Source organism: Legionella sp. W05-934-2, assembly GCF_964199965.1.
Taxonomy (GTDB): domain Bacteria; phylum Pseudomonadota; class Gammaproteobacteria; order Legionellales; family Legionellaceae; genus JAFIFT01.
Window position 1 is genome coordinate 240117 of sequence record NZ_CAXMZT010000005.1, and the last position, 22061, is coordinate 262177.

Consider the following 22061-nt stretch of genomic DNA (forward strand, 5'->3'; position numbering starts at 1 on the left):
AGGCTACCGCCATCAATCGATGCTTCCTCCACCCAAAATTTCTATTCCAATATTTTGGCTTGTTGTATAAATTTAATGTATAATATCGCATTTTTTACTTATCCTTTTTTCTACAGTCATGGATCTTCATAAAGTTTTTGATGTCATCGTTATAGGCGGTGGACATGCGGGTACGGAAGCGGCATTAGCAAGTGCTCGCATGGGAGCTGACACCTTATTGTTAACCCATAGTCTCGATGCGTTAGGGCAAATGTCTTGCAACCCCGCTATTGGGGGAATTGGTAAAGGCCATTTGGTTAAAGAAATTGATGCGCTCGATGGCGTAATGGCATTGGCTGCAGATGAAGCCGGAATTCAGTTTCGAACCTTAAACAGTTCTAAAGGGCCTGCCGTGCGCGCTACACGTGCTCAAGCAGACCGTGTCTTGTATCGTCAAGCCATTCGTCCCCGCTTGGAAAATCAACAAAATTTAACCCTTTTTCAACAAGCAGTGGATGACTTAATCATTGAAAATCATCAAGTGACTGGCGTGGTCACTCAATTAGGGCTGGTGATTAAAACAAAATCCGTCATTTTGACAGTGGGTACTTTTTTAGGCGGTAAAATTCATGTGGGTAAGCGCAACCATGCTGGGGGACGCGCAGGTGACCCACCCTCGATAGCGCTGGCGCAAAAACTACGCGATCTCAATTTACCGGTTGGTCGCTTAAAAACGGGCACGCCCCCACGGATAGATATCCGAAGCATTGATTTAACCCAAATGGTGGAACAACCCGGTGATTACCCAACCCCTGTGTTTTCATATCTTGGCTCAATCGCCGATCACCCACAGCAAGTGAGTTGTTATATTACTCATACCACGGAACAGACGCATGATATTATTCGGCAAAATTTGCATCAATCTGCTATGTATAGTGGTGAAATAGAGGGTATAGGACCACGATACTGCCCTTCAATTGAAGACAAAATTGTGCGTTTTGCAGATAAAGCTTCCCACCAAATTTTTGTTGAACCAGAAGGCTTGACTAGCTTAGAAATCTACCCCAATGGTATTTCAACCAGTTTACCTTTTGAAGTGCAATGGCAATTTGTTCGCTCCATCAAAGGCTTCGAAAATGCGCACATTACCCGAGCAGGTTATGCCATAGAATATGATTACTTTGATCCGCGAGGATTAACCCCTTATTTGCAAACGAAGCCCCTACATAATTTGTTCTTTGCTGGTCAAATTAATGGAACAACTGGCTATGAAGAGGCAGGCGCGCAAGGCATTTTGGCGGGTATCAATGCAGCGTGCTTTATTCAAGACAAGCCAATGTGGTCTCCAAAGCGTGATGAAGCATATATTGGAGTCTTGGTTGACGATTTAGTCACCAATGGCACGCAAGAGCCTTATCGTATGTTTACGTCTAGGGCAGAATACCGATTAATGCTCAGGGAAGACAATGCCGATAGCCGTTTAACGGAGATTGGCTATCAATTGGGATTAGTCAGTGAAAAGCGGTGGTCGTTATTTTGTGCCAAACAAGAAACCATTGCCAAAACCCAAGAAAAGCTAAAAGATACCTGGGTGCGAATAAAACATAATGCCATGCTTGAAGGAAAGGTTGAGAAACCCCTCATGCATGATACGCGTGCCGATGATGTGTTAAAGCGACCTGAGATTTCATATCAACACTTGCAACAAATTTCTGATCTTGATTTGCCAGAAATATCGCCCGTGGAAGCGGAGCAGGTTGAAATCCAATGTAAATATGCGGGTTATATTGAACGTCAGCAAATGGAAATTGAAAGACTACGCAAGCATGAACAAACGAGACTACCCGATAGTTTGGATTATTGTTCTGTGATTGGATTATCGACTGAAGTTGTCCAAAAGCTATCAAAAATACGACCCAATACCTTAGCACAAGCAAGCCGAATTTCCGGCGTTACCCCGGCTGCAGTATCCTTGTTATTGGTTCATCTGAAAAAACTAAAGTTGACAGCATAATGCGTGAACAATTACTTGCACGCTTAAATGATGGGTTGACAAAAATGGGATTGTTGGCTCAACCTGACAAATTGGTTGATTATTTGATGTTACTCATCAAATGGAATAAAGCCTACAACCTCACCGCGATACGAGATCCCATCGAAATGGTTGATAAACATCTGCTCGATAGCCTTGCAATCCTACCCTACTTACACGGAGAGCGGCTTCTTGATGTTGGCACTGGCGCAGGGTTGCCGGGCATCCCAATTGCATTGACTAGTCCTCAATACCAAGTGACGTTGTTGGATAGCAATGGTAAAAAAACACGATTTTTACAAGCCGTCAAACGGGAATTAAATTTAAGTCATATCGAAATTATCCATGGCCGTGTTGAAGAAACTGTCGATGAGATTGGATTCGATTGTATTCTCAGCCGCGCTTTTAGTGATCTTAATCAAATGTTGCAGTATACTAAACACCTGATCAAGCCTGAAGGTGTATGGCTAGCAATGAAAGGACGTGTGCCTCAACAAGAATTGGAAAGTATTCATTATCCCTATACTGTCTATCATTGTGAGGTACCCCATTTGCAGCAATGTCGCTGTGTGGTGAAAATACAACAATCACGATGAGAGGGCTCATATGGCTAAACTGATTGCCATAGCTAACCAAAAAGGGGGCGTGGGTAAAACGACAACGGCGATTAATTTAGCCAGTTCTTTGGCTGAAAACAAGCAATCGGTGTTGTTAATCGATCTGGATCCCCAGGGTAATGCGACGATGGGAGCAGGGGTCGACAAAAATAGTTTGGTGCATTCAACTAATGATGTGCTGCTGCGCGATTGTTTAGCTGAACAGGCTATTATCGCTACTCTCTTTGGCTTTGATTTGATGCCTGCCAATGGTGATTTAACCGTTGCTGAAGTGCATTTGATGGAGTGCCAGGAACGTGAAGCAATTCTTAAAAAAGCACTTCAGCCTATTAAATCGAATTATCAATTTATTCTTATCGATTGTCCCCCATCACTTAATATGCTTACCGTTAATGCGTTAGTGGCAAGCGATTCAGTGCTCATTCCCATGCAATGTGAGTACTATGCCCTTGAAGGCTTGGCTGCACTGATTCAAACCATCGATCAAGTTCGCGATTCGGTGAACCAACGATTACAAATTGAAGGGGTATTGCGAACCATGTATGATTCTCGCAATCGATTATGTATGGAGGTTTCCAAGCAGTTATTGGAGCATTTTAGTCATAAAGTCTATCGGACAGTGATTCCACGGAATGTTCGTTTAGCAGAAGCGCCATCGCACGGCATGCCTGCTATGTATTACAATAGAACCTCCCCTGGCTCATCAGCCTATATGGTTTTAGCAGCGGAAATGCTAAACCGACAAACTGTCATCAGCTAATGAGGGTTACCAATGAGTACAAAACGTAGTGGTTTAGGGCGAAATTTATCGGCACTATTAAGCCAAACGACAACGCAATTAGACGATTCTCGTAGTGAGCGAATTGCGCATATGCCAATGACTCGCATCAAAGCAGGAAAATACCAACCAAGACGTGAGTTTGACCAACATAGTTTGGATGAGTTAGCCCAATCGATACGCAAGCAAGGATTATTGCAACCCATACTCGTTCGTAAAGTTACCCAGGATAGCTATGAAATTATCGCTGGTGAAAGACGATTTCGCGCCTGTAAGCTAGCGCAAATTGATGAAATTCCTGTGATCATCAAACAAGTGGATGATGAAACAGCGATGGCGATGGCATTGATTGAGAATTTGCAACGAGAAGATCTCAACGTGGTAGAGCAAGCACAAGCAATGAAGCGCCTATGCCATGAATTTGACTTAACCCATCAGCAAGTTGCCGAGTTATTGGGAATGTCGCGCGCCGCTGTATCCAACATGCTACGATTATTAGGCTTATCACAACCCGTTTTAATGATGCTTAATCACGGTGATTTAGAAATGGGCCATGCCCGTGCACTGCTCGCACTGGAAGACTCAAAACAACTTGCGATTGCCAAAGATGTGGTTGCGCGAGAACTCACCGTACGTGAAACGGAAAAATGGATACATGCTTTGCTTAAGGGCCATCAAGCTAAGCCTGCGTTAAAATCAACGGCTATCCCAGAACCACTGTTAAAACGCACCGAACAGCTTGGTCAGCATCTGGCAACGAAAGTGCAGATAAAGACCCAGGCATCGGGAAAGGGCACGTTGATCATTCATTTTAATGGGAACGATGGTCTTGCTGCCATGTTAGAAACCCTCGAAAAATCTTGCGAATAAAAAAATTAGCATAATTCGCGTGGGGTTTGAGGAAAAAAAATAAACTAACATGCTATAATTTAATTATCCTGTCCAACAAGTGTTGCTTTGCCTCTAAATATAGGAATGATTGTATTGATATATTTAGTGAGGAGAAATTATGGAAATTGAGCCACTTCAACCGGTCGCAGTATTTTTATCAATTGATGAGGAAGAGCATGTCGTTTGTCATTTGGTGGATATAACAAAGGATCAGATTCGCGTTATTTGTAATGAATATTTAGAAAAATCAACCCCTGTGGACTTTCAGTCTCAATTTTTTATTGGCCATGCCATTATCAATGGCGTTAAATTTGATAAAAAGATATTTACTTACACCCTAGACATCAAAAACATTCGCTATAAACCAGGCCTCATTATTAACGAAAAACTTTAACGCCTTCATGCTAGATGAAACCTATCAACTATCCTCGAATACAAGCTAAGTCCTGGTTCTCTAATAAATCTTACCGATGTCCCGATCAATGCTGAGACAGGGCTATCGTTGCTTAACAACGTGACAGATGATACATCATTGTATACACTATACCCGTGATCATTCAAAATGCGAGGATTTATGCGCCTTTATTTTTTGATCCTGCAAAACGTTAAAAACGCGAAATGGCTCATTCCCTTGTGTGTTTTTTAACGTTTTGCAGGGCGAAAAAGAAAAAGCAGAAAACTTGCATTTTGAATGATCACGGGTATGTATCACTGAAACTACTATTTTCCTTTATTGATTGGTTTGCTTAGACTAGCCTTTGATAGAGGGGGGTGGTTTATCCATTTCATGTAGAACAATATGCTAAGACAACTACCAAATATACTGACGCTATTTCGACTGATAATGATCATTCCATTTGTGTGGTATTTATCTCACCATGCGTATAAACCAGCGCTATATGTCTATATCCTAGCTGGCATGACCGATGGGTTAGATGGATGGCTAGCGCGACGCTTCAATTGGCAAACCCCGATGGGACAATTCTTAGACCCACTTGCTGACAAATTGCTTGTTGCCACCAGTTTCATCGCACTTGGTGTGCTAAATATCCTGCCATGGTGGTTAGTGGTTTTGGTTTTTCTGCGTGACTTAACCATTTCCGTTGGTGCTTTTTTGTGGGCATACCTCATTGATAGAAAATCTAACTTTCCTCCCAGTTTTATTAGTAAATGGAATACCTGTTTTCAATTGGTGTTGGTGACGGCATGTTTATTTGAGCAAGCGTTTTTCCCGCTGAGAGGGTATTTTCTTGAAGGTTTAATCTTATTAACAGCGGCAACGACGCTCACTAGTTTCGTAGATTATGCTTGGACGTGGGGCAAAAAAGCATACTTGGTACGTAGCAGTAAAACGGTATGACTGAACAAATTCCATTAAGTATCCATCTAAATAATCAACTAACAATTGACAATTTTTGTTGGGGTGATAACGCGATTCTTCAGCAGGCAGTGAATAAATTGTTAGAAGGGAGCGAGCAGTTTCTCTATGTATGGGGTGAAATGGGGGTTGGTAAATCCCATTTATTGCAAGCATGTTGTCAAGCGGAAAACTTAAATCAACGACATGCCATATACCTCCCTTTACACATTCTTAAAATGACTGGGCCTGATTGTCTGGAAGATTTGGACCACTTTCACTTGATAGCTATTGATGATATAGACATCATTGCCGGAGACCCACCTTGGGAAGAGGCTTTATTTCACTTATATAATCGAGTCCGAGATAATCAAACAACACGCTTAATAATCAGTGCAGCTGTCGCGCCGAATTTGTTAACCATACAGTTGCCAGATCTTCGCTCACGTTTAAGCTGGGGGTTGTCTTTACCCATCAAACCGTTATCCGATGAGCATAAAGTTGCTGCTATTCGTAAAATGGCATGGTGCCAAGGGATTGATTTGCCAGAAAAAGTAGCCCATTTTTTAATGGCTCGAACTTCACGAAACATGCATGACTTAGCCCAACATCTACATACACTGGATAGAGCATCACTGGCAGCAAAACGCAAATTAACAGTCCCCTTTGTGAAACAGACCCTAAATCTTTAAAAAATGATATCTATTTGACTTTAATAGAATTTCTTCTATATATTAACAATAGATCGTCACTTTTCAGGGTCGAGGAATGAACCCCAATATTGGACTTAGCTGTGAACAAGTTGACTTACAGTCTAAATCAGACATAGCAGTTGAACGGCTAAGCAACCAGCTTTATGAGCTCGTTGATCAGTTTTATTTTTTTGATAACTATCAGTCATTTAAAGATAGAATATTATGTCTGCAGTTACCTGGAATCTTAGTCGTTTATCATTCGAATGAGAAAATTGTAGGCTTTACCAGATTGATCCGACGCATTTTAACCGTCAATAACCTCGAATACGCTGTCAATTATGGTGGGTCTTATCATCATCCGATGTTGCAGATTAATGGCCATGCTTCACGAATTTGTCTCATGGATGCCCTGAGGTATAAATTATTTCAGCCTCATCAGCAGCTAGTGTATTTTGCAAATATTAATAATCCGGAGCGTTATGCTTATATCCGTGAAATGATGGGTATGTCGGATTTCAAAAAAGATGGGCGTGGCAATGGATTAGTAAAGCATTTGATGAAGCAGTTATGTCAAATACATGACTGGCAATTTGATCCAAGCAATCCACAGCTGGTGAAAGGCCTAGTCCCATTAAAGCCAATTTGGAGCCAATATCACCTCAAAGATAGGGATGAGTTTTTGCAACTTAACCCAGGGTACTTATCAGGCGATAGCTTTTTCGCCTACTTGTCCTTGGATATGATGACATTGGGGAAGTTCATCCACCGAAGTCTCTCGGAGTCTAGTATCGTTAGCAGCGCTTCGGAACATGCCGAGAGCAGTTTTTAGCGTCTTAATTTCATCAATTTTATGATCAATTCGCCCTGGTTTGTCTATCTTTTCTAATTTGTCTTTATCGATGCCAATCCAACGGCTAACAAATTTTTCAATGCCAGGCTTTTCAACATACCAATAAATCGATACGGCGGCAATACCGATGAACAAAGAGAAAGCAAGGATCGGTAAAGCCGTTGGGGCAGCTGTCAGTGATAGTCCTGCACAAATATACATCATCACGGTCTGTCCCGCAAAAAAACCGCTACTAAAATGGATCAAGCCAGCGAGAAAGGTTATGGCATTTTGGATATGATTCATCACGGGTCGGTCAAGTTGCTGATTTAAAACGATACTTTGTTGTCGAATAGTTTGATAATGTTCCTCGAGCTGGTTAAGCCAAATAATGCATTGATCTTTATCTAGGCTCTCCAGGTTGCCAAGGTTTAGTTCAGACCTCATATCACGAATGATCGATTTCATTTCATCAAATTGTTCAACATACAGATCGACCAATTTTGGTGTATGACGCCACGAAATATTGAGATTTTTCGATATTTCTACTAAGTCGAAGCTATAAAAAATAATGACGGATAAAATAGAAAATAGGATGCCAAAGAATATGAGTAAGGAAGCTGGGAGAGTGATGATACCGGCTAGTGTGGTAAGCAAAGCTGTTATGCCATCAAACCCTTCACAGGCAAAATAGAGTGTGCCCAAGAAAGTTAGCAGCGCTAATTTAAATTGGCTTGATTTTGAGTGAGGCGTTGTGGGTTGGATTGCTTTGTTAGTCAAGAACGATCGCCATTCTTTCATTAATTGAAGATTATAGGATTGCAGCGAAATTTGATTTAATGGTTCGTTAGTTTTAGTAAATAAGGCAAAGTCAGATAATTTAGCAGGCTGTGTATTAATATCTTCCTGATTAGTTGAATTGATGCCTCGCAAGGCGTTTTGCAATAATTGCGATGCAATTGTATTTCGATTGATTGGCATACTAAAAAATCAACTACAAATTAAAAGGAAGTTAGTATAATTCCATAACCTTAAGAGAATATTAGCGAAACATTAGGGACGCTCCTTGGTCTTTGTACTGGACAATTCTTAAAAGCCCTGTCGTTGCGAGCTTTGCGCAGCAATCCAGTTCGATATCCGAACAGAAATCCTTTCTGGATTGCATCACTACGTTAGCAAACACGGCTATTTTTAGGAATTGTCCATTACAAAGCGCCTTGATATTTTGTAGATCATTGTACAGGACAAAAATATAATTGTTTTCGTGAATGGAATAATTGATTTATTCGCCATATTCTGTTATTGTTCTGCGTCATTTTTGATTGATATGGTGCCCAAATGCAAGACATATTGGGTGGCGATATCCATGTTTACTAAGTGAGAATGAACTATGAAAACGTCAATTCATCCTGATTACAAAACTATTAAGGTGACTTGTAGTTGCGGGAATACCTTCGAAACACGATCAACCTTAGAGGATGATCTACCCATTGAAGTATGTTCAAATTGCCATCCTTTCTATACAGGTCAGCAAAAAGTTGTTGATACTGGTGGTAGGGTGAAGCGTTTTAAAGACCGGTATCAAAGAAATTCTAAAGACTAAAGGATCTGAATTATCTTATTGAGCAATGACTGCACTTTTTGCGGAAATACGGCATTACATTTATTGAAATGCGCTACATTCTGCTTGAATATAAACCGAAAATTACAGTAGGAACAGTGGTCTGTGGATAGAGATACATTAAAAGAGCGGGCATTAGCCTATCATGCTGATCCAAAGCCAGGTAAACTGGGGATAACGCTTACAAAGCCAACCAATACGCAAGATGATTTATCATTAGCTTACACCCCAGGTGTTGCTGAGCCTGTGCTTGCAATTGCCAAAGAGGAAAAAGCGGCCTATCTCTATACGGCGAAAGGAAATTTGGTTGCCGTGATGACCAATGGATCAGCTGTTTTGGGGCTCGGAGATGTTGGACCGCTAGCCAGCAAGCCGGTCATGGAGGGGAAAGCGGTTTTATTTAAGCGATTTGCCGATATTGATGTGTTTGATATTGAGATTGCCGCAGAGGATTCTGCCGCCTTCATCGCAACCGCTAAGCGAATAGCACCGACATTCGGTGGCATCAATTTAGAAGATATCAAAGCCCCAGAGTGTTTTGAAATCGAACAAGTTCTGATTGATCAACTAAATATCCCCGTTTTTCATGACGATCAGCATGGAACGGCGATAGTCGTCGCGGCTGGGTTACTCAATGCCTTAGATCTGCAAAAGAAAAACATCAGTGATGTTAAGATCGTTTGCGTAGGAGCAGGAGCGGCTGGAATTGCCTCGATGCGTTTGTTGGTAGCATTGGGGGCTTCAAAAAGCAATATTCTACTACTGGACTCAAAGGGCGTAGTGCATACAGGTCGGGAAGATTTAAATGCTTACAAGTTCGCCTTTGCTCGTGAAACCGACGCTCGCCATTTACCAGAAGCTTTGCAGGGAGCTGATGTCTTTATTGGTGTTGCTAAACCTGATTTGCTCGATGAGGCCTTGATCCAATCCATGGCTGACAGACCGATTATCTTTGCTTTATCAAACCCAAACCCTGAAGTAAGACCTGATGTTGCAAATCGTGCTCGAAATGATTTAATATTGGCAACAGGGCGCAGTGATTATCCAAATCAAGTGAACAATGTATTATGTTTTCCTTACATCTTTCGTGGAGCCCTGGATGTAAGGGCAACCTGCATTAATCAAGCAATGCAAATTGCAGCTGTCAAAGCGATAAGGCAGCTAGTGCACGAACCAGTGCCGGAGCAGGTTAAAAGAGATTATTCGGGATTTGAAAGCTGGACTTTTGGTCCAGACTATATCATTCCAAAGCCAACCGATCCGCGTCTTCTAAATGCGGTTTCGAAGGCTGTCGCTCAAGCAGCAATTGATAGTGGTGTTGCTGAAAGTCAGAATTTCCGGTAAGTTGGTTAGATAATAACATTAAGGAGCTGATTTTGCAGAAAAAACAAAATCTTCATATCTCATATGCATGGTTTGTTTGTGCATTGGGCGCCATTTTTTATAGCTATGAGTATTTACTGAGAATATCTCCAAGTGTTATGGAAGCCCAGCTGCAGGCTCATTTTGGATTGAATAAAACTGGTTTTGGTTTCCTCTCTGCATTCTACTATTATGCTTACGTGCCAATGCAAATTCCCGTTGGTATTTTAATGGACCGATATGGTCCTAGGCGGTTACTGACACTCGCCTGTTTATTGTGTGTCGTTGGCACAATTATTTTCGCATCAACCTATTCCTTTTGGGTTGCAGCATTTGGCCGTTTTTTAGTAGGGTTTGGCTCAGCGTTTGCCTTCGTAGGCGTTTTGAAGCTTGCAACACTTTGGCTACCCGAAGATAAATTGGCGATGGTTTCTGGCCTCGCCGCCGCTTTAGGTACGCTAGGTGCAATGCTTGGCGATAATTTATTAGGATATTTAGTGTCTATGGTAGGCTGGCAAGATACTGTCTATTACACTGCCATTGCTGGGCTATTTATCATTGCTGCCTTATGGTTAGGTGTTAAAGACCATCCAAATGCAGAGGAAATTTCCGGGACTATCGATAGCTTTCGACAAAGCCTGGTTGATTTAAAGAAAATTTTAACTAATAAACAAATTTGGATTAACGGCATGTATGGGTGCTTGGTCTACTTGCCAACAACTGTATTTGCTGAGTTATGGGGTATCCCCTATTTTGAGCATGGTCAAAAATTAACATCCGGACAAGCCGACTTTGCAAATTCCTTGATATTTTTAGGATTCACCATCGGCGCACCCATTATGGGGTTTATCTCAGATAAGTTGCATCGACGGAAATTGCCTATGCTTTTTGGTGCAGTCATGTCAGGCATCATAATGAGCATTATCATTTATATGCCAGGACTCGATTATCAAAGAATTTATGGCCTAGTCTTTCTATTAGGCATGATGTATAGTGCCCAAGCAATTGTGTTTGCTGTTGGTCGTGAGTTAAGCCCCGGAGAAGCAGCTGGAACAGCGATGGCGACAACGAATACGATTGTGATGCTTGGAGCCACCTTTATACAACCGTTAATAGGGCGTCTGCTTGATTGGAGCTTACAAAGCCGGTTACCGCATATGAATTTATCTGCGATGCCAGAGGATGCAGTTAGGGACATGTATAGTATTGGTGACTATCAATTTGCCATGATTATCATCCCAGTAGGAATTTTCATTGCAGCTATATTGACCTTTTTCCTCAAAGAAACTCATGCCCATGCACCCCAAAATAAGTGATTCTAGTAAAACAATCAATTTATTAGCTGTTTTGATCATTTCTATCGGCGGCGTCTTCTATTGTTATGAGTTTCTTTTGCGAATTATTCCCGGGGCATTGGAAAGTGAGTTAAGTGAGGCCTATGGCCATGTGACAGCAGGAACGTTCGGACAAATTTCAGCTTTCTATTATTTTGCCTATTCACCAATGCAGTTACCTGTGGGAATGCTCATGGATCGATATGGGCCCAGGCGGCTATTAACATTTGCTTGCTTTAGTTGTACGGTGGGTTCGTATTTATATACCTTTACCGACACGATGTGGCTTGCCGCTAGTGGTCGATTCCTGGTTGGTTTTGGTTCTTCATTTGCCTTTGTTGGCGTATTAACGTTAACCACAAATTGGCTTCCACGTCGCTATTTTTCCTTTGTCGTCGGTTTAATTACAACCATGGGCATGTTAGGTTTAGTGTATGGGGAAATTAAAATCTCTCAATGGAGCGCTAATCTCGGCTGGGAATATGTCCTGTATCTAATGATTTTTTTGGGCGCGGGCCTATCGATATTAATTTTCCTTTTAGTACGAGATGGCCCTGCTGGCCACTCTCCAGATGTCCAGCCTTGGCCTCAGTTTTTTTATCAAGTGTTTAAAGTGGTCACTAGTTATGAAGTATGGCTGATAGGCGTTGTTGGAGCTTGCCTCTATACCTCTTTATCTGTTTTCGGCGAAATGTGGGGTAAAACCTATCTAATGCAGGCGCACCATCTCAGTAACATGGAAGCAGCAAAGACGGTGTCATCCGTTTTTTTTGGGTGGGCTATCGGTGCACCTTTAGCGGGATTCTTCTCGGATAATTCGGGTAGACGTGTCATGCCGCTTGCTTTAGGAGCTATCGGTGCGTGTGTTTGTATTTCACTCGTTTTATATTTCCCAAACTTGTCTTACATGACCTTAAATATTTTATTGTTTTTTTATGGACTTTTTAGTGCGGTTGAAATTATTGTCTTCATTATGGCAAAAGAGAATTCTGGCGCTGAGTTATCCGGGACAGTATTCGCTGTCACCAACTTGATTGTGACTTTAGGAGGGGTTATTTTTCAACCGCTTGTTGGCAAAATTCTTGATATGCTTGAAGAACAGCGTTTTACGTTGCCAATACATCAATATTCCGTGCCTGATTTTCAAATTGCATTATCCGTTTTACCCATTTCAATGTTACTTGTCACGATTGTTGCGTTTTTTCTCAAAGATGTCAGAACGGCAAAGGGATAATTTCATTTTTGCGAATGATAAATAGCAACTAATTCCTTGACTTGTTGGCGTTTTGCCCCATTGCAGCTAATGAACCGTTGGACAGGAAAGCTGATAATTTCAGCCTCTTTATAGAGCATTCTTGTGAATGGGGTATCGTGATTTGAAATAATGACGGGGATGCCTTGCTTGCTTGCTGTAAGTGCGTGGGAGGCAAGTGAGGATTGTTCTTCGATGTTAAATGGAATTTGGTGATAAGAAAACGATTTAATTTCCATATCAATGGGCACATAGGGTGGGTCGCAATAGATCACATCTCCTGGCATAGCTTGGGCAAACGTGTCTCTAAAATCCTGACAAATAAACTCAACATGTTTTGCTTTTTTAGCAAATTGTATTAATTCGTTTTTTGGGAAATACGGGCCAGACTTCCCTTGGGTTCCATAGGGGACATTATACATGCCCTTGGAATTATATCGACATAGTCCGTTAAACCCATGGCGATTTAAATACACAAACAAAGCAGCGCGCTGGTGAGAGTCAGTGCATTGATTAAATTGATTTCTTAATTGATAATAGCTGGCTTTGCTATTATGTTGATCGCGAAATAAAGTTTCACTGTAATTGATAAAATCAGTTTGATGGTCGCGTAATATTGAAAATAAGTTGACTAAGTCAAAATTAATCTCACCTAATAGATAGTTTGGATAATTGGTGTTTAGAAAGATAGCACCTGCGCCAGTGAAAGGCTCTATCAATCGATTGGCTTGGGGTAAGTGGGGTAAAATATGGGGTAGACAACGCTGCTTCCCCCCAGCCCATTTCAAGAAAGGTCGATTTTGCATCCTATATTCTTGTATTTTAACACAGATGTTAGTATACCCAAGAACACAAATAATGCTATACATAAAGCTGTTTATCCATGAATATTACTGATAATGTATCCCTCTGGACCTCTAAATATCTTCCTTCAGCTTTCCTTCTCCCAAGGCATAGGGAATAGGTGGCAAAAGGGCGGATGAAGGGGTGATGAATCGAAGTTATGATTTTTGATGTATAGCAGATTCTGCTTGGTGTTTTTCGTAAGTCTTGTTCCTATCAGATTGACAAAAAAAATAGTAATAGGGATTGACAAATCCGGCATTATTTATTAACATAGTGTTTAAAATTTAAACTGGCGTGGAATTTGAATAGTAAACTAATTGGCGGCATATTATTAATCATTGGCACCTCAATTGGTGGAGGCATGCTGGCTTTGCCTGTGGTAACGGCCGAAGTTGGCTTTTTTAACTCCCTAATTTTTCTCGTATTGACATGGCTAGTGATGACTGCAGGTGCCTTATTGGTTTTAGAGGTCAATTTACGATTGCCAGAAGGAAGTAATATGGTTTCCATGGCCCGGCACACACTCGGTATGCCTGGTCAAATCGTTGCTTGGATTGCTTATCTGTTTCTTTTATACACCTTGCTTGCTGGTTATATTTCGGGTGGTAGCGATGTGCTGGGTTCGGTCTTAACTAATATCGGTTTGCCACTGAGTGAACCAATGGCAGCACTTGCATTTACTGGTCTTTTTGGGTTAATTGTTTATGCAGGAATTCAAGCCGTTGATTATGTCAATCGCGGATTGATGTTTGGCAAACTAGGGATATATATTTTACTCATTCTCATTATCAGTCCACACATCAACGTTTCTTTACTATCCGGCGGACGAGTTCAAGCCGCTGTTGGTAGTTTGATGGTATTAGTAACATCGTTTGGGTTTGCCTCCATAGTGCCTAGTCTTCGTGACTACTTCGATAGTGATGTGAATCAATTACGCAAAGTTGTGCTCTGGGGTTCATTGATTCCGTTAACCTGCTATATTCTTTGGGATGCCGTCATCATGGGCGTTATACAAAGAGATGGTGAATTTGGTTTGCTGCAATTGATGCAAAGCAGTCATGCAACGAGTGGTCTAACCAATGCGCTAAGCTTGTCTGTGAGTAGTCAATTGATAAGCGGTTTTTTTGCATTTTTCACATCAATATGCATGTTGACCGCTTTTCTCGGGGTTTCAATTGGATTGTTTGATTTTTTAGCTGACGGTCTTAAATGGCAAAAAGGCGGCCTTCAAGGAAAGGGAACGTTTTTATTAACTTTTCTTCCCCCCCTACTAATCGTCTTAGTGAAACCTGGAATTTACCTGAGTGCAATGCGTTATGCGGGTATTTGCTGTGTTGTCTTACTCCTATTATTACCAGTCGCCATGGCTTGGCAAGGGCGTAAAAATAATAATCAATCACTCATGCTTGTCCCAGGCGGGAAATCGGTATTAGTCATGGTTGGTGTGGTTGCTATATATCTGCTTTCAATCGCAATATAGGCTAAGGCAAATTAGTCGTCTTATAATAAGTGAACATAGCTATTTGTTAACAAGATAATAGAAACAATTATCACAGCAGCGATCAAATATTGCCCACCCATTACTCGATATCTTAATGGTTCACTATGATAACGGCTACGGCCCGACCAACACATTATGGCTGGCAATAGTAACAGCAATAAAACACAAAATATGCCGGCATAGTTGAGTGCATCGATATACGCCCCTGGGTAGTGGAGAACAATGATCAGCGGGGGAAGGTAAGTTAGAGTAAATAAAACCCCTCCTTTTAGGCCTTTTTGTTGCCATTTGAAGCCGTCGGCAAGAAATGTGATTAAACACAATGATACACCTAGAAAAGCGGTTAACATACTAATGGAAATGAAGAAATGGAATAACCGCTGAATAAGACTATTGTCAATGGTTTCTGATAATTGTTGAGCAAGGTCACTGGTTGAATGAGCGCTCTTAATGAGGGATTGTAAACTGTGGGGTCCTTCGTTAGCGATACTCCCCATAATAACAGCATCCCAGGCAATATAACAAAACAAAGGGATGAGAGAGCCAATTAAAATAGCTTGTTTTAATTTCTTTATATCATCCTCAAAATAGTCCCGCAGATTGGGGACTATGATGGCAAAGCCAAAGGAAGTAATGAGAATCATAATTGTGCCGGAAATGTTATGAAAATCACCTCCTTGGAAATGACTAACATCAACATAGGGGGAGATTAAAATAATTAAAAAAAAGAAAGCGCCTAATTTACCAAACATGAGACCACGATTGAGCCAATCAACTTGACGTATGCCGCTATATACCACGGCCCCAAAAACGATGACAAATAACAGGCATGCATAGGTATCGGATAAGGAATACCCCATTTTTTTAAGTAGGCTATTTAGAACATCTGAGCCGCCAGAAATATAAGCGCAAAGGAGGGTGTATAAGAGAATTAAATAAATTAGCCAGGTAAATGCACTGCCCCATTTACCTAGCGTCAATAGAGCCATAGAGACCATATGGCCGCCATTTTTAAGATAGAGGTTTGCCTCTAAAATTAAAAAAGCGCCAGCCGTCATTGCTGCCCAACATAGAATCAAAAAAAACGTAGATTGCCAGAAACCAGTTGCCGCATTGGCAATGGGTAAAGCTAACATTCCACCGCCAATAGATGTACCTACAATTAGGAGAATTCCTCCTATCAAACGACTATTCATTAATTAGTTTTTCCACCCCATGAATGCAAGTTTTTTGGGTTGATTGGGTTTGTGATACCATTGAATTTCAATCCGGCGATTATAGGCGCTTCCATGGATAAGTTTATTATCGCCAACAGCAAATTTTTGCCCATATCCTTCTGCATCTAAGCATTGAGCTGAGATGCCATATGCCCACAGGAATGTCAACATTGCTTCAGCTTGGGCTTGGGACATTTTACGTTGATGGAGCTTAGAGCCGATATCATCCGTAAATCCAGCCACAAAAACTTGACTATCGGGATATTTGTTTAATAATTTGGCGACGTTGTTTAATCCTGGATACGCGAGATCATTGATGTTGGCAGAGTTAATTAAAAAATATTTGTCTGTTGGTATGATCAAAGTATGTGTATCACCATACTGAATATATTGAATGCTTTGATTTTCCAATTGTCTGATTATATAAGATTCACTTTCATGATATAAGCCATAGGTGGTACCAGCCGCAATGCCCAACCCTAATCCAGTAACAGTAGAACCTGCTAAGGCGCCGGCAACGGCTCCTGCGCTACCTGCAACAAGCGTATCTTTTGCTGTGCGATTGTAGAGTTTAAAGTGGTTATAAGGAGGATGGAAGCAACCTTGCAAATTCAAACCGATTAATCCAATTACTATATATCGGAACCAACGTCCCATGATACCCCCAATCGTTTACCGTTCATACATTATTAAGCATCTTGATTGATTTCGCAATCTATTACCTATGCGTTGTTCATTATTCGTTTTTAAACAAGTGGATACAAGGTGACTCATTGATATTTGAAAAGGGCACAACCTGAAGATTGATACCTTTAATTGTTGGGCTTTTTTTCATCTCATGCAAGTAGGTTTTCAACGGGACCTTAACTACCTTTTTAGACTCACTGGATGCATGCAAGAAATAAGGGTGGTTATCATGCCAGAAAATAAAACCTAAATGTGAAATATGTAAATTGGTGCCAATTTTATCACGCAAATTCCAGTTAGGCCGAACAATCTCCATAATCGCACCATTTGGAATTTGCCGAACCACTTTCATATTGAGTTCATCGTTTTTATCAAGCAAGCTTTCTGTTGGAATATAATCAACTATTGCCTTTTGGGGTTTGAAAACTTTTCCGGCATTTTTTAAGGCATGCATGCGTGCTTTGATTTCTGAACGGGTTGTTTCAAATAGCTTAATTCTATCCGACGAGATGTGTTGATACCAACTTGCTTTATCAATAGACCCTACCGCTGTTTTATAGAGTTTCTGCTGATTGTTACCATGGATCTCGCGGGTAATATCCTGCAATAAACCCAAACGTTGGTTTGACCGATTCCAATCGATACTCGTGAAGTGATTACGACGTAAATAACATATGGTATTCCCATGATAGCGCATTTTATCGATACATTGTTTGAAAGACTGAGGGCTATTACTTAGAGCCAGCGCAAGTTGGGTTGTCACGAATGTCTCACAATCAAAGCCATCTAGACGGTATCTTGGTTGCTGATCATATTCACCAGTTATACCTTCTCCAAGGGGAAATAGGATATAGGGTTTGCTGAGATAGTTGTTGGATAACCATTGAAGACGGGCCTCAATTCGTTGCTTCTGTTTAAACGCATCAGTATGATATAGTTTTTCCAGTATCGTTTCGGTTTTTTGTTCGATTGGGTGGACTGGTTGTGAATAGACCGGTAGGATAACTGCAATCAAGTTGATTATTAGTAAACTAAATCGCATGGTATTCCTCTTTTGAATAGTATCAAAGGTTAAAAGACAAAATGTTAAATTTTATCTGGTTGGGCATGATCGTCGTTTCGGTTATTGTGGCATTTATTGAAGGACGTGTAAACGAGTTGGTAAAAGCTTGTACCGACTATGCTCAGACAGGATTTGAAATTGCCTTGAGTTTGGCCGCAATCATGACAATGTGGTTAGGGATAATGGAGGTGGCTCGTCAATCTGGCTTAGTCAATTTGTTTGCCCGCGCCGTTCGACCTGTGATGCGCTGGCTATTCCCGGATGTTCCCCCGGATCATCCAGCAACGGGTGCAATGATTATGAATATAGCGGCAAACATGCTTGGTATTGGCAATGCTGCAACACCTTTTGGCCTTAAGGCAATGGAAGAATTACAAAAATTAAATCAATATAAAAATCAGGCCAGTGATGCCATGTGTACTTTTCTGGCGGTCAATACTTCCAGCGTTCAAATTATCCCAATTACGGCAATTAATTTTTTGGCAATCAACCATGCAACTCATCCGAGCGATGTGGTCATATCAGCATTAATAGCCACGTCAATATCCACTGCAGTTGCTATTATAAGTGTGAAATATCTAGCGGCTTGGCCAATTTTTAAAGTAAAAACTGAACCTACGGAAAATACTTGATGTTGACTAATATATCCAATTTTATCTTTTTAATGTTTGTTGTCGGCATACCTGTCTATGCAGCTTTCAAAAAAGTGAATGTATTTGATAGTTTTATTGAAGGCGCTAAAGAGGGTTTTCCTACCTGTGTCAAAATTATTCCCTATTTGGTTGGTATGTTGATGGCATTAGGGATGCTAAGAGCATCGGGATTTTTTGAGTTGATGAATCGTTTGCTCGGAGGCCTATTATCCGCTATAGGGATGCCTTCTGAGTTATTGCCATTAGCCTTAGTCAGGCCTTTCTCGGGCGCAGCAGCAACAGGCGTTACCGCTGAACTGATTAAACAAAATGGCGGTGATTCGATCATTAGCAAAATGGCTGCGACCATGATGGGAAGCACTGAAACAACGTTTTATGTCATCGCCATCTATTTTGGTGTTGTTGGTATTCGTCGCACAAGACATGCCATAGCCGCCGGTCTATTAGCAGATTTATCGGGAATAATCGCTTCTGTCATCGTTTGCCGATGGTTATTCACTTAAACAACGGCTTTATGGAGGCCATGCTTATCTAAAGAATTGGCTTCTTCAAACAGTTTAAGTTGAGCCAGTAAGGTTGAGGAGCGTGTCTTAAATTCAGCAAGTTGATTGTTGGGGATCGACGGGGCCCTGGGTAATGCTACGGTTGTCGGGTTGGTAGCATGGTTGTTAACATGGAACTCATAATGACAATGAGGGCCTGTTGCTAACCCTGATTGGCCAACATAGCCAATCACTTGTCCTTGTTTGACACGGCTTCCGTTACTCAGTCCCTTTGCGAATCGTAGCATATGGGCGTATATAGTTGAGAATTGACGGTCAGTATGGCGAATTTTTATCATATTGCCATAGCCATTGTAATATTGGATTTTTTCTATTTTACCATCACTGGTTGCATGAATCGGTTTACCTAAAGGTGCGGCTAAATCAACACCATTGTGTGGACGTTTATAGTTCAATACGGGATGAAATCGTTTGTTACTAAATCCAGAGCTAATATGGCTAAATCTCAATGGATAACGATCAAATGCTTTCTTTAAGCTCCTTCCATCAGCATCAAAGTAGTCATGATTACCGTCTTTGTCGACATTGAGGAATGCTTGGAACACCTTTTTATGAGACGTATAAGTGACTGCGATGATATCTCCCGTTCCAACCATTTTATCTTCGCTGTAATAAGCACTATAGATAATGGTAAATTGATCACCGTCTCTTACTTCTCTGCTAAAGTCAATTTCCCATGCAAATAGTTGCGCCATTTGATTGATTAATTTGCTTGGGATATTCAATTTTTTTGCTGTGCCAAATAAAGAGCCTTTAACAGTTGCTGTGATATAGTGGTTGTGTTTGCTCATTTGCCGGGAGACCATCTTGCTTAAGTAGCCATCTCCTTCTTTGTAGACAAGCAGTGATTGGGTTGCTGTCACCGGCATCAATAATTTTTGCAGGGTGTTATCCACTCGAAGTATTTGCATTTTTTGGTTAGGTTTGATGTGATTTAACCTTTCGGCCGTCGGACTGGATTTGAGGATCGCTGGAATTTGGCGGGTATCTAATTTTTTTCGTATAAACAAGCTTGTTAAGGTGTCGCCATCCTTCGTGGTAATAGTGATCCAGTTATTTTCCGCAACAGGTGTTGAATTGGTGCTATGTGGCAGCTGCAGTTGTGCAGGCAATTTGATATTTGTTTTGATAGGTTTGTGTTTGTGATGAAGCGTGTTTACCATAATAAATGGCAGCGATATAGCGACACATAATGCCATGATTGCCATTAATCTGGATGGCTTTTTAGGCTCCCGCATGAACACTCCAATCAACATCTATAACCTTGCAACGTCGAAACAAACTTTCCAAAGGTAACAAGGGTATACAATTTATTATTCTTTTTTATTCATAATGACGCAGGTTGCCTTTGGGAGCAAGTCCTGTGTGCAAAATGATTCCTTGGTTAAAATCAAATCAATTCGACTTATCCGAAGTTATCGACAGTCTTATCAATCCGCGATAAGATACCTTCACTTAGTAAATAGGTCAATAAATTAATAGGTTTAAAACATGTCAGAAATTGATATCGCCACACTTAAACGTGGTTGCGATGAGATAATTCCGGAGGAAGAATTATTTGAAAAAATAAAATCTGGGAAAAAACTCAGGATTAAGGCTGGCTTCGATCCCACAGCGCCGGATCTGCATTTAGGGCATACCGTGTTATTAAGTAAATTGCGGCAATTCCAATTGCAAGGTCATGATGTCATTTTTCTCATTGGTGATTACACGGCAATGATTGGTGACCCTTCGGGCAAGAACGTCACGCGTAAACCGCTATCTCGGGAAGAAGTGATCGAAAACGCTAAAACTTACACTACCCAAGTATTTAAAATCCTTGACCCACAAAAAACAATCGTTGAATACAACTCAACCTGGTTTAATAAATTTAGCTCCGCAGACATGATTAGACTGGCGTCAACTTATACTGTTGCCAGGATGTTAGAAAGAGATGATTTTAATAAGCGATATAACAACCAGCAACCAATCGCCATTCATGAGTTTTTATACCCGCTCATACAGGGGTATGATTCCGTTGCCTTAAAGGCTGATTTGGAGTTAGGTGGGACGGACCAAAAATTTAATTTGTTAATGGGGCGTGAGTTACAAAAGCATTACCAAATGCCAGCTCAGGCCATTTTGACAATGCCCTTATTAGAGGGATTAGATGGCGTAAAAAAAATGTCCAAATCCTTGGATAATTATATCGGTATCAATGAGCCAGCTGAGACCATGTTTGGCAAAGTGATGTCAATTTCCGATGATCTAATGTGGCGTTATTATGACTTGATCAGTTTAAAATCGAGTTCTGATATTAATAAAATTAAAAAAGATGTCGCTGCAGGTATGAATCCAAGGGACGCAAAAATAGCGCTAGCTATGGAAATAATCACTCGATTTCATAGTTCGGAACAGGCGGAAACAGCCCACCAGGCCTTTATCGAGCGCTTTCAAAAAGGACAAATCCCCGATGATCTGCCAACCGTTGAAAGGGAATCCGATGAAGCAGAATCATTGATCCATATTATGAAGGAACTGGATTTAACAAAAAGCACATCTGAATCAATAAGAATGATAAAACAAGGCGCCGTTAAATTGAATCAGGAAAAAGTATCAGACCAAGCAGCGCAACTTGAACCGGGGAATATTTATATTATCCAAGTTGGTAAAAGACGTTTGGCGAAGCTGTCATTAATTAAGCGTGGTTAATACAAAAAATCATTTGACAAAGGATAAAAAATCCGTAGAATGCACCCTACGCCGATTGGGCGAGTTCCTTAAGAAAATAAAGACAAACTGTGT

21 protein-coding genes are annotated in these 22061 nt (G+C 41.0%); 15 read left to right on the top strand and 6 right to left on the bottom strand.

What is annotated here, in order from left to right; translation table 11 throughout:
• Positions 1–118 precede the first annotated feature (118 nt).
• From mnmG to hda, 7 genes are all read left to right on the top strand, one after another.
• Positions 119–1993: a tRNA uridine-5-carboxymethylaminomethyl(34) synthesis enzyme MnmG gene (gene mnmG / locus AB3348_RS07875; protein ID WP_367607043.1), complete on the top strand. Its 1875-nt coding sequence runs from the start codon at positions 119–121 to the stop codon at positions 1991–1993.
• A gap of 44 nt (positions 1994–2037) precedes the next feature.
• Positions 2038–2607, top strand: a complete 570-nt coding sequence (gene rsmG / locus AB3348_RS07880) for a 16S rRNA (guanine(527)-N(7))-methyltransferase RsmG (protein ID WP_367607070.1) — start codon at positions 2038–2040, stop codon at positions 2605–2607.
• 10 nt (positions 2608–2617) lie between these two features.
• Positions 2618–3388 (top strand): ParA family protein, encoded by a 771-nt coding sequence (locus AB3348_RS07885; RefSeq protein ID WP_367607045.1) that lies wholly within the window; start codon positions 2618–2620, stop codon positions 3386–3388.
• Between the two features lie 12 nt (positions 3389–3400).
• Complete coding sequence (locus tag AB3348_RS07890; protein ID WP_367607046.1) at positions 3401–4276, top strand: ParB/RepB/Spo0J family partition protein; 876 nt, start codon at positions 3401–3403, stop codon at positions 4274–4276.
• 139 nt (positions 4277–4415) lie between these two features.
• A complete protein-coding gene (locus AB3348_RS07895) occupies positions 4416–4691 on the top strand; it encodes a hypothetical protein (protein WP_367607048.1) in 276 nt (91 codons plus the stop codon).
• A gap of 405 nt (positions 4692–5096) precedes the next feature.
• Entirely contained in the window at positions 5097–5657 is a 561-nt protein-coding gene (locus AB3348_RS07900; RefSeq protein ID WP_367607049.1) for a CDP-alcohol phosphatidyltransferase family protein, read from the top strand.
• Positions 5654–6346 carry a DnaA regulatory inactivator Hda gene (hda, locus tag AB3348_RS07905; protein ID WP_367607051.1) on the top strand — a complete coding sequence of 231 codons (693 nt, stop codon included), beginning with the start codon at positions 5654–5656 and terminating at the stop codon, positions 6344–6346. The genes AB3348_RS07900 and hda overlap by 4 nt, the downstream gene beginning before the upstream one ends.
• 706 nt (positions 6347–7052) lie before the next feature.
• Here hda and AB3348_RS07910 read toward each other — a convergent pair.
• Positions 7053–8159 (bottom strand): hypothetical protein, encoded by a 1107-nt coding sequence (locus AB3348_RS07910; RefSeq protein WP_367607052.1) that lies wholly within the window; start codon positions 8157–8159, stop codon positions 7053–7055.
• Between the two features lie 409 nt (positions 8160–8568).
• Here AB3348_RS07910 and rpmE point away from each other — a divergent pair, with 409 nt between their 5' ends.
• The 4 genes from rpmE to AB3348_RS07930 all read left to right on the top strand — a co-directional run bounded on the left by rpmE (position 8569) and on the right by AB3348_RS07930 (position 12729).
• A complete protein-coding gene (gene rpmE / locus AB3348_RS07915) occupies positions 8569–8781 on the top strand; it encodes a 50S ribosomal protein L31 (protein WP_367607053.1) in 213 nt (70 codons plus the stop codon).
• Positions 8782–8904: 123 nt separating this feature from the next.
• A complete protein-coding gene (locus AB3348_RS07920; RefSeq protein WP_367607054.1) occupies positions 8905–10143 on the top strand; it encodes a malic enzyme-like NAD(P)-binding protein in 1239 nt (412 codons plus the stop codon).
• 32 nt (positions 10144–10175) lie between these two features.
• Positions 10176–11477 (top strand): MFS transporter, encoded by a 1302-nt coding sequence (locus AB3348_RS07925; RefSeq protein ID WP_367607055.1) that lies wholly within the window; start codon positions 10176–10178, stop codon positions 11475–11477.
• A complete protein-coding gene (locus AB3348_RS07930) occupies positions 11458–12729 on the top strand; it encodes an MFS transporter (protein WP_367607056.1) in 1272 nt (423 codons plus the stop codon). Before AB3348_RS07925 ends, AB3348_RS07930 begins: the two co-directional genes overlap by 20 nt.
• A gap of 2 nt (positions 12730–12731) precedes the next feature.
• On the opposite strand, the gene AB3348_RS07935 is transcribed toward AB3348_RS07930, so the two are convergent.
• Positions 12732–13553, bottom strand: a complete 822-nt coding sequence (locus AB3348_RS07935) for a Dam family site-specific DNA-(adenine-N6)-methyltransferase (RefSeq protein ID WP_367607058.1) — start codon at positions 13551–13553, stop codon at positions 12732–12734.
• Between the two features lie 341 nt (positions 13554–13894).
• Between AB3348_RS07935 and AB3348_RS07940 the strand changes: the two genes are divergently transcribed.
• On the top strand, positions 13895–15073 hold the full coding sequence (locus tag AB3348_RS07940) for an amino acid permease (protein WP_367607059.1): 1179 nt from the start codon (positions 13895–13897) through the stop codon (positions 15071–15073).
• Between the two features lie 20 nt (positions 15074–15093).
• Here the strand turns inward: AB3348_RS07940 and AB3348_RS07945 are convergent, their stop codons facing one another.
• The 3 genes from AB3348_RS07945 to AB3348_RS07955 all read right to left on the bottom strand — a co-directional run bounded on the left by AB3348_RS07945 (position 15094) and on the right by AB3348_RS07955 (position 18040).
• Complete coding sequence (locus tag AB3348_RS07945; RefSeq protein WP_367607060.1) at positions 15094–16290, bottom strand: amino acid permease; 1197 nt, start codon at positions 16288–16290, stop codon at positions 15094–15096.
• A 3-nt stretch (positions 16291–16293) separates the two neighbouring features.
• Positions 16294–16968, bottom strand: coding sequence for a C-OmpA-like family protein CmpA (cmpA, locus tag AB3348_RS07950; RefSeq protein ID WP_367607061.1), 675 nt, complete (start codon positions 16966–16968; stop codon positions 16294–16296).
• A gap of 79 nt (positions 16969–17047) precedes the next feature.
• Positions 17048–18040, bottom strand: coding sequence for an N-acetylmuramoyl-L-alanine amidase-like domain-containing protein (locus AB3348_RS07955; protein ID WP_367607062.1), 993 nt, complete (start codon positions 18038–18040; stop codon positions 17048–17050).
• A gap of 41 nt (positions 18041–18081) precedes the next feature.
• Between AB3348_RS07955 and AB3348_RS07960 the strand changes: the two genes are divergently transcribed.
• Positions 18082–18693 (top strand): nucleoside recognition domain-containing protein, encoded by a 612-nt coding sequence (locus AB3348_RS07960; RefSeq protein WP_367607063.1) that lies wholly within the window; start codon positions 18082–18084, stop codon positions 18691–18693.
• On the top strand, positions 18693–19217 hold the full coding sequence (locus AB3348_RS07965) for a spore maturation protein (protein ID WP_367607064.1): 525 nt from the start codon (positions 18693–18695) through the stop codon (positions 19215–19217). Before AB3348_RS07960 ends, AB3348_RS07965 begins: the two co-directional genes overlap by 1 nt.
• Here the strand turns inward: AB3348_RS07965 and AB3348_RS07970 are convergent.
• The gene (locus tag AB3348_RS07970) at positions 19214–20515 is read right to left on the bottom strand and encodes a peptidoglycan DD-metalloendopeptidase family protein (RefSeq protein WP_367607065.1); all 1302 of its coding nucleotides are present in this window, start codon (positions 20513–20515) and stop codon (positions 19214–19216) included. The genes AB3348_RS07965 and AB3348_RS07970 overlap by 4 nt on opposite strands.
• 253 nt (positions 20516–20768) lie before the next feature.
• On the opposite strand from AB3348_RS07970, the gene tyrS reads away from it, so the two are divergent.
• Complete coding sequence (gene tyrS, locus AB3348_RS07975) at positions 20769–21968, top strand: tyrosine--tRNA ligase (RefSeq protein WP_367607066.1); 1200 nt, start codon at positions 20769–20771, stop codon at positions 21966–21968.
• Positions 21969–22061: the final 93 nt, after the last annotated feature.

Excerpts from the sequence above, each read along its gene's own strand:
- hda (WP_367607051.1), top strand. The coding sequence starts at position 5,654 with ATGACTGAACAAATTCCATTAAGTATCCATCTAAATAATCAACTAACA.
- AB3348_RS07885 (WP_367607045.1), top strand. The coding sequence starts at position 2,618 with ATGGCTAAACTGATTGCCATAGCTAACCAAAAAGGGGGCGTGGGTAAA.
- AB3348_RS07935 (WP_367607058.1), bottom strand. The coding sequence starts at position 13,553 with ATGCAAAATCGACCTTTCTTGAAATGGGCTGGGGGGAAGCAGCGTTGT.
- AB3348_RS07900 (WP_367607049.1), top strand. The coding sequence starts at position 5,097 with ATGCTAAGACAACTACCAAATATACTGACGCTATTTCGACTGATAATG.
- AB3348_RS07970 (WP_367607065.1), bottom strand. The coding sequence starts at position 20,515 with ATGCGGGAGCCTAAAAAGCCATCCAGATTAATGGCAATCATGGCATTA.
- AB3348_RS07945 (WP_367607060.1), bottom strand. The coding sequence starts at position 16,290 with ATGAATAGTCGTTTGATAGGAGGAATTCTCCTAATTGTAGGTACATCT.
- tyrS (WP_367607066.1), top strand. The coding sequence starts at position 20,769 with ATGTCAGAAATTGATATCGCCACACTTAAACGTGGTTGCGATGAGATA.
- rpmE (WP_367607053.1), top strand. The coding sequence starts at position 8,569 with ATGAAAACGTCAATTCATCCTGATTACAAAACTATTAAGGTGACTTGT.
- mnmG (WP_367607043.1), top strand. The coding sequence starts at position 119 with ATGGATCTTCATAAAGTTTTTGATGTCATCGTTATAGGCGGTGGACAT.
- AB3348_RS07895 (WP_367607048.1), top strand. The coding sequence starts at position 4,416 with ATGGAAATTGAGCCACTTCAACCGGTCGCAGTATTTTTATCAATTGAT.
- cmpA (WP_367607061.1), bottom strand. The coding sequence starts at position 16,968 with ATGGGACGTTGGTTCCGATATATAGTAATTGGATTAATCGGTTTGAAT.
- AB3348_RS07910 (WP_367607052.1), bottom strand. The coding sequence starts at position 8,159 with ATGCCAATCAATCGAAATACAATTGCATCGCAATTATTGCAAAACGCC.
- AB3348_RS07890 (WP_367607046.1), top strand. The coding sequence starts at position 3,401 with ATGAGTACAAAACGTAGTGGTTTAGGGCGAAATTTATCGGCACTATTA.
- AB3348_RS07965 (WP_367607064.1), top strand. The coding sequence starts at position 18,693 with ATGTTGACTAATATATCCAATTTTATCTTTTTAATGTTTGTTGTCGGC.
- AB3348_RS07955 (WP_367607062.1), bottom strand. The coding sequence starts at position 18,040 with ATGCGATTTAGTTTACTAATAATCAACTTGATTGCAGTTATCCTACCG.
- rsmG (WP_367607070.1), top strand. The coding sequence starts at position 2,038 with ATGGGATTGTTGGCTCAACCTGACAAATTGGTTGATTATTTGATGTTA.
- AB3348_RS07930 (WP_367607056.1), top strand. The coding sequence starts at position 11,458 with ATGCACCCCAAAATAAGTGATTCTAGTAAAACAATCAATTTATTAGCT.
- AB3348_RS07960 (WP_367607063.1), top strand. The coding sequence starts at position 18,082 with ATGTTAAATTTTATCTGGTTGGGCATGATCGTCGTTTCGGTTATTGTG.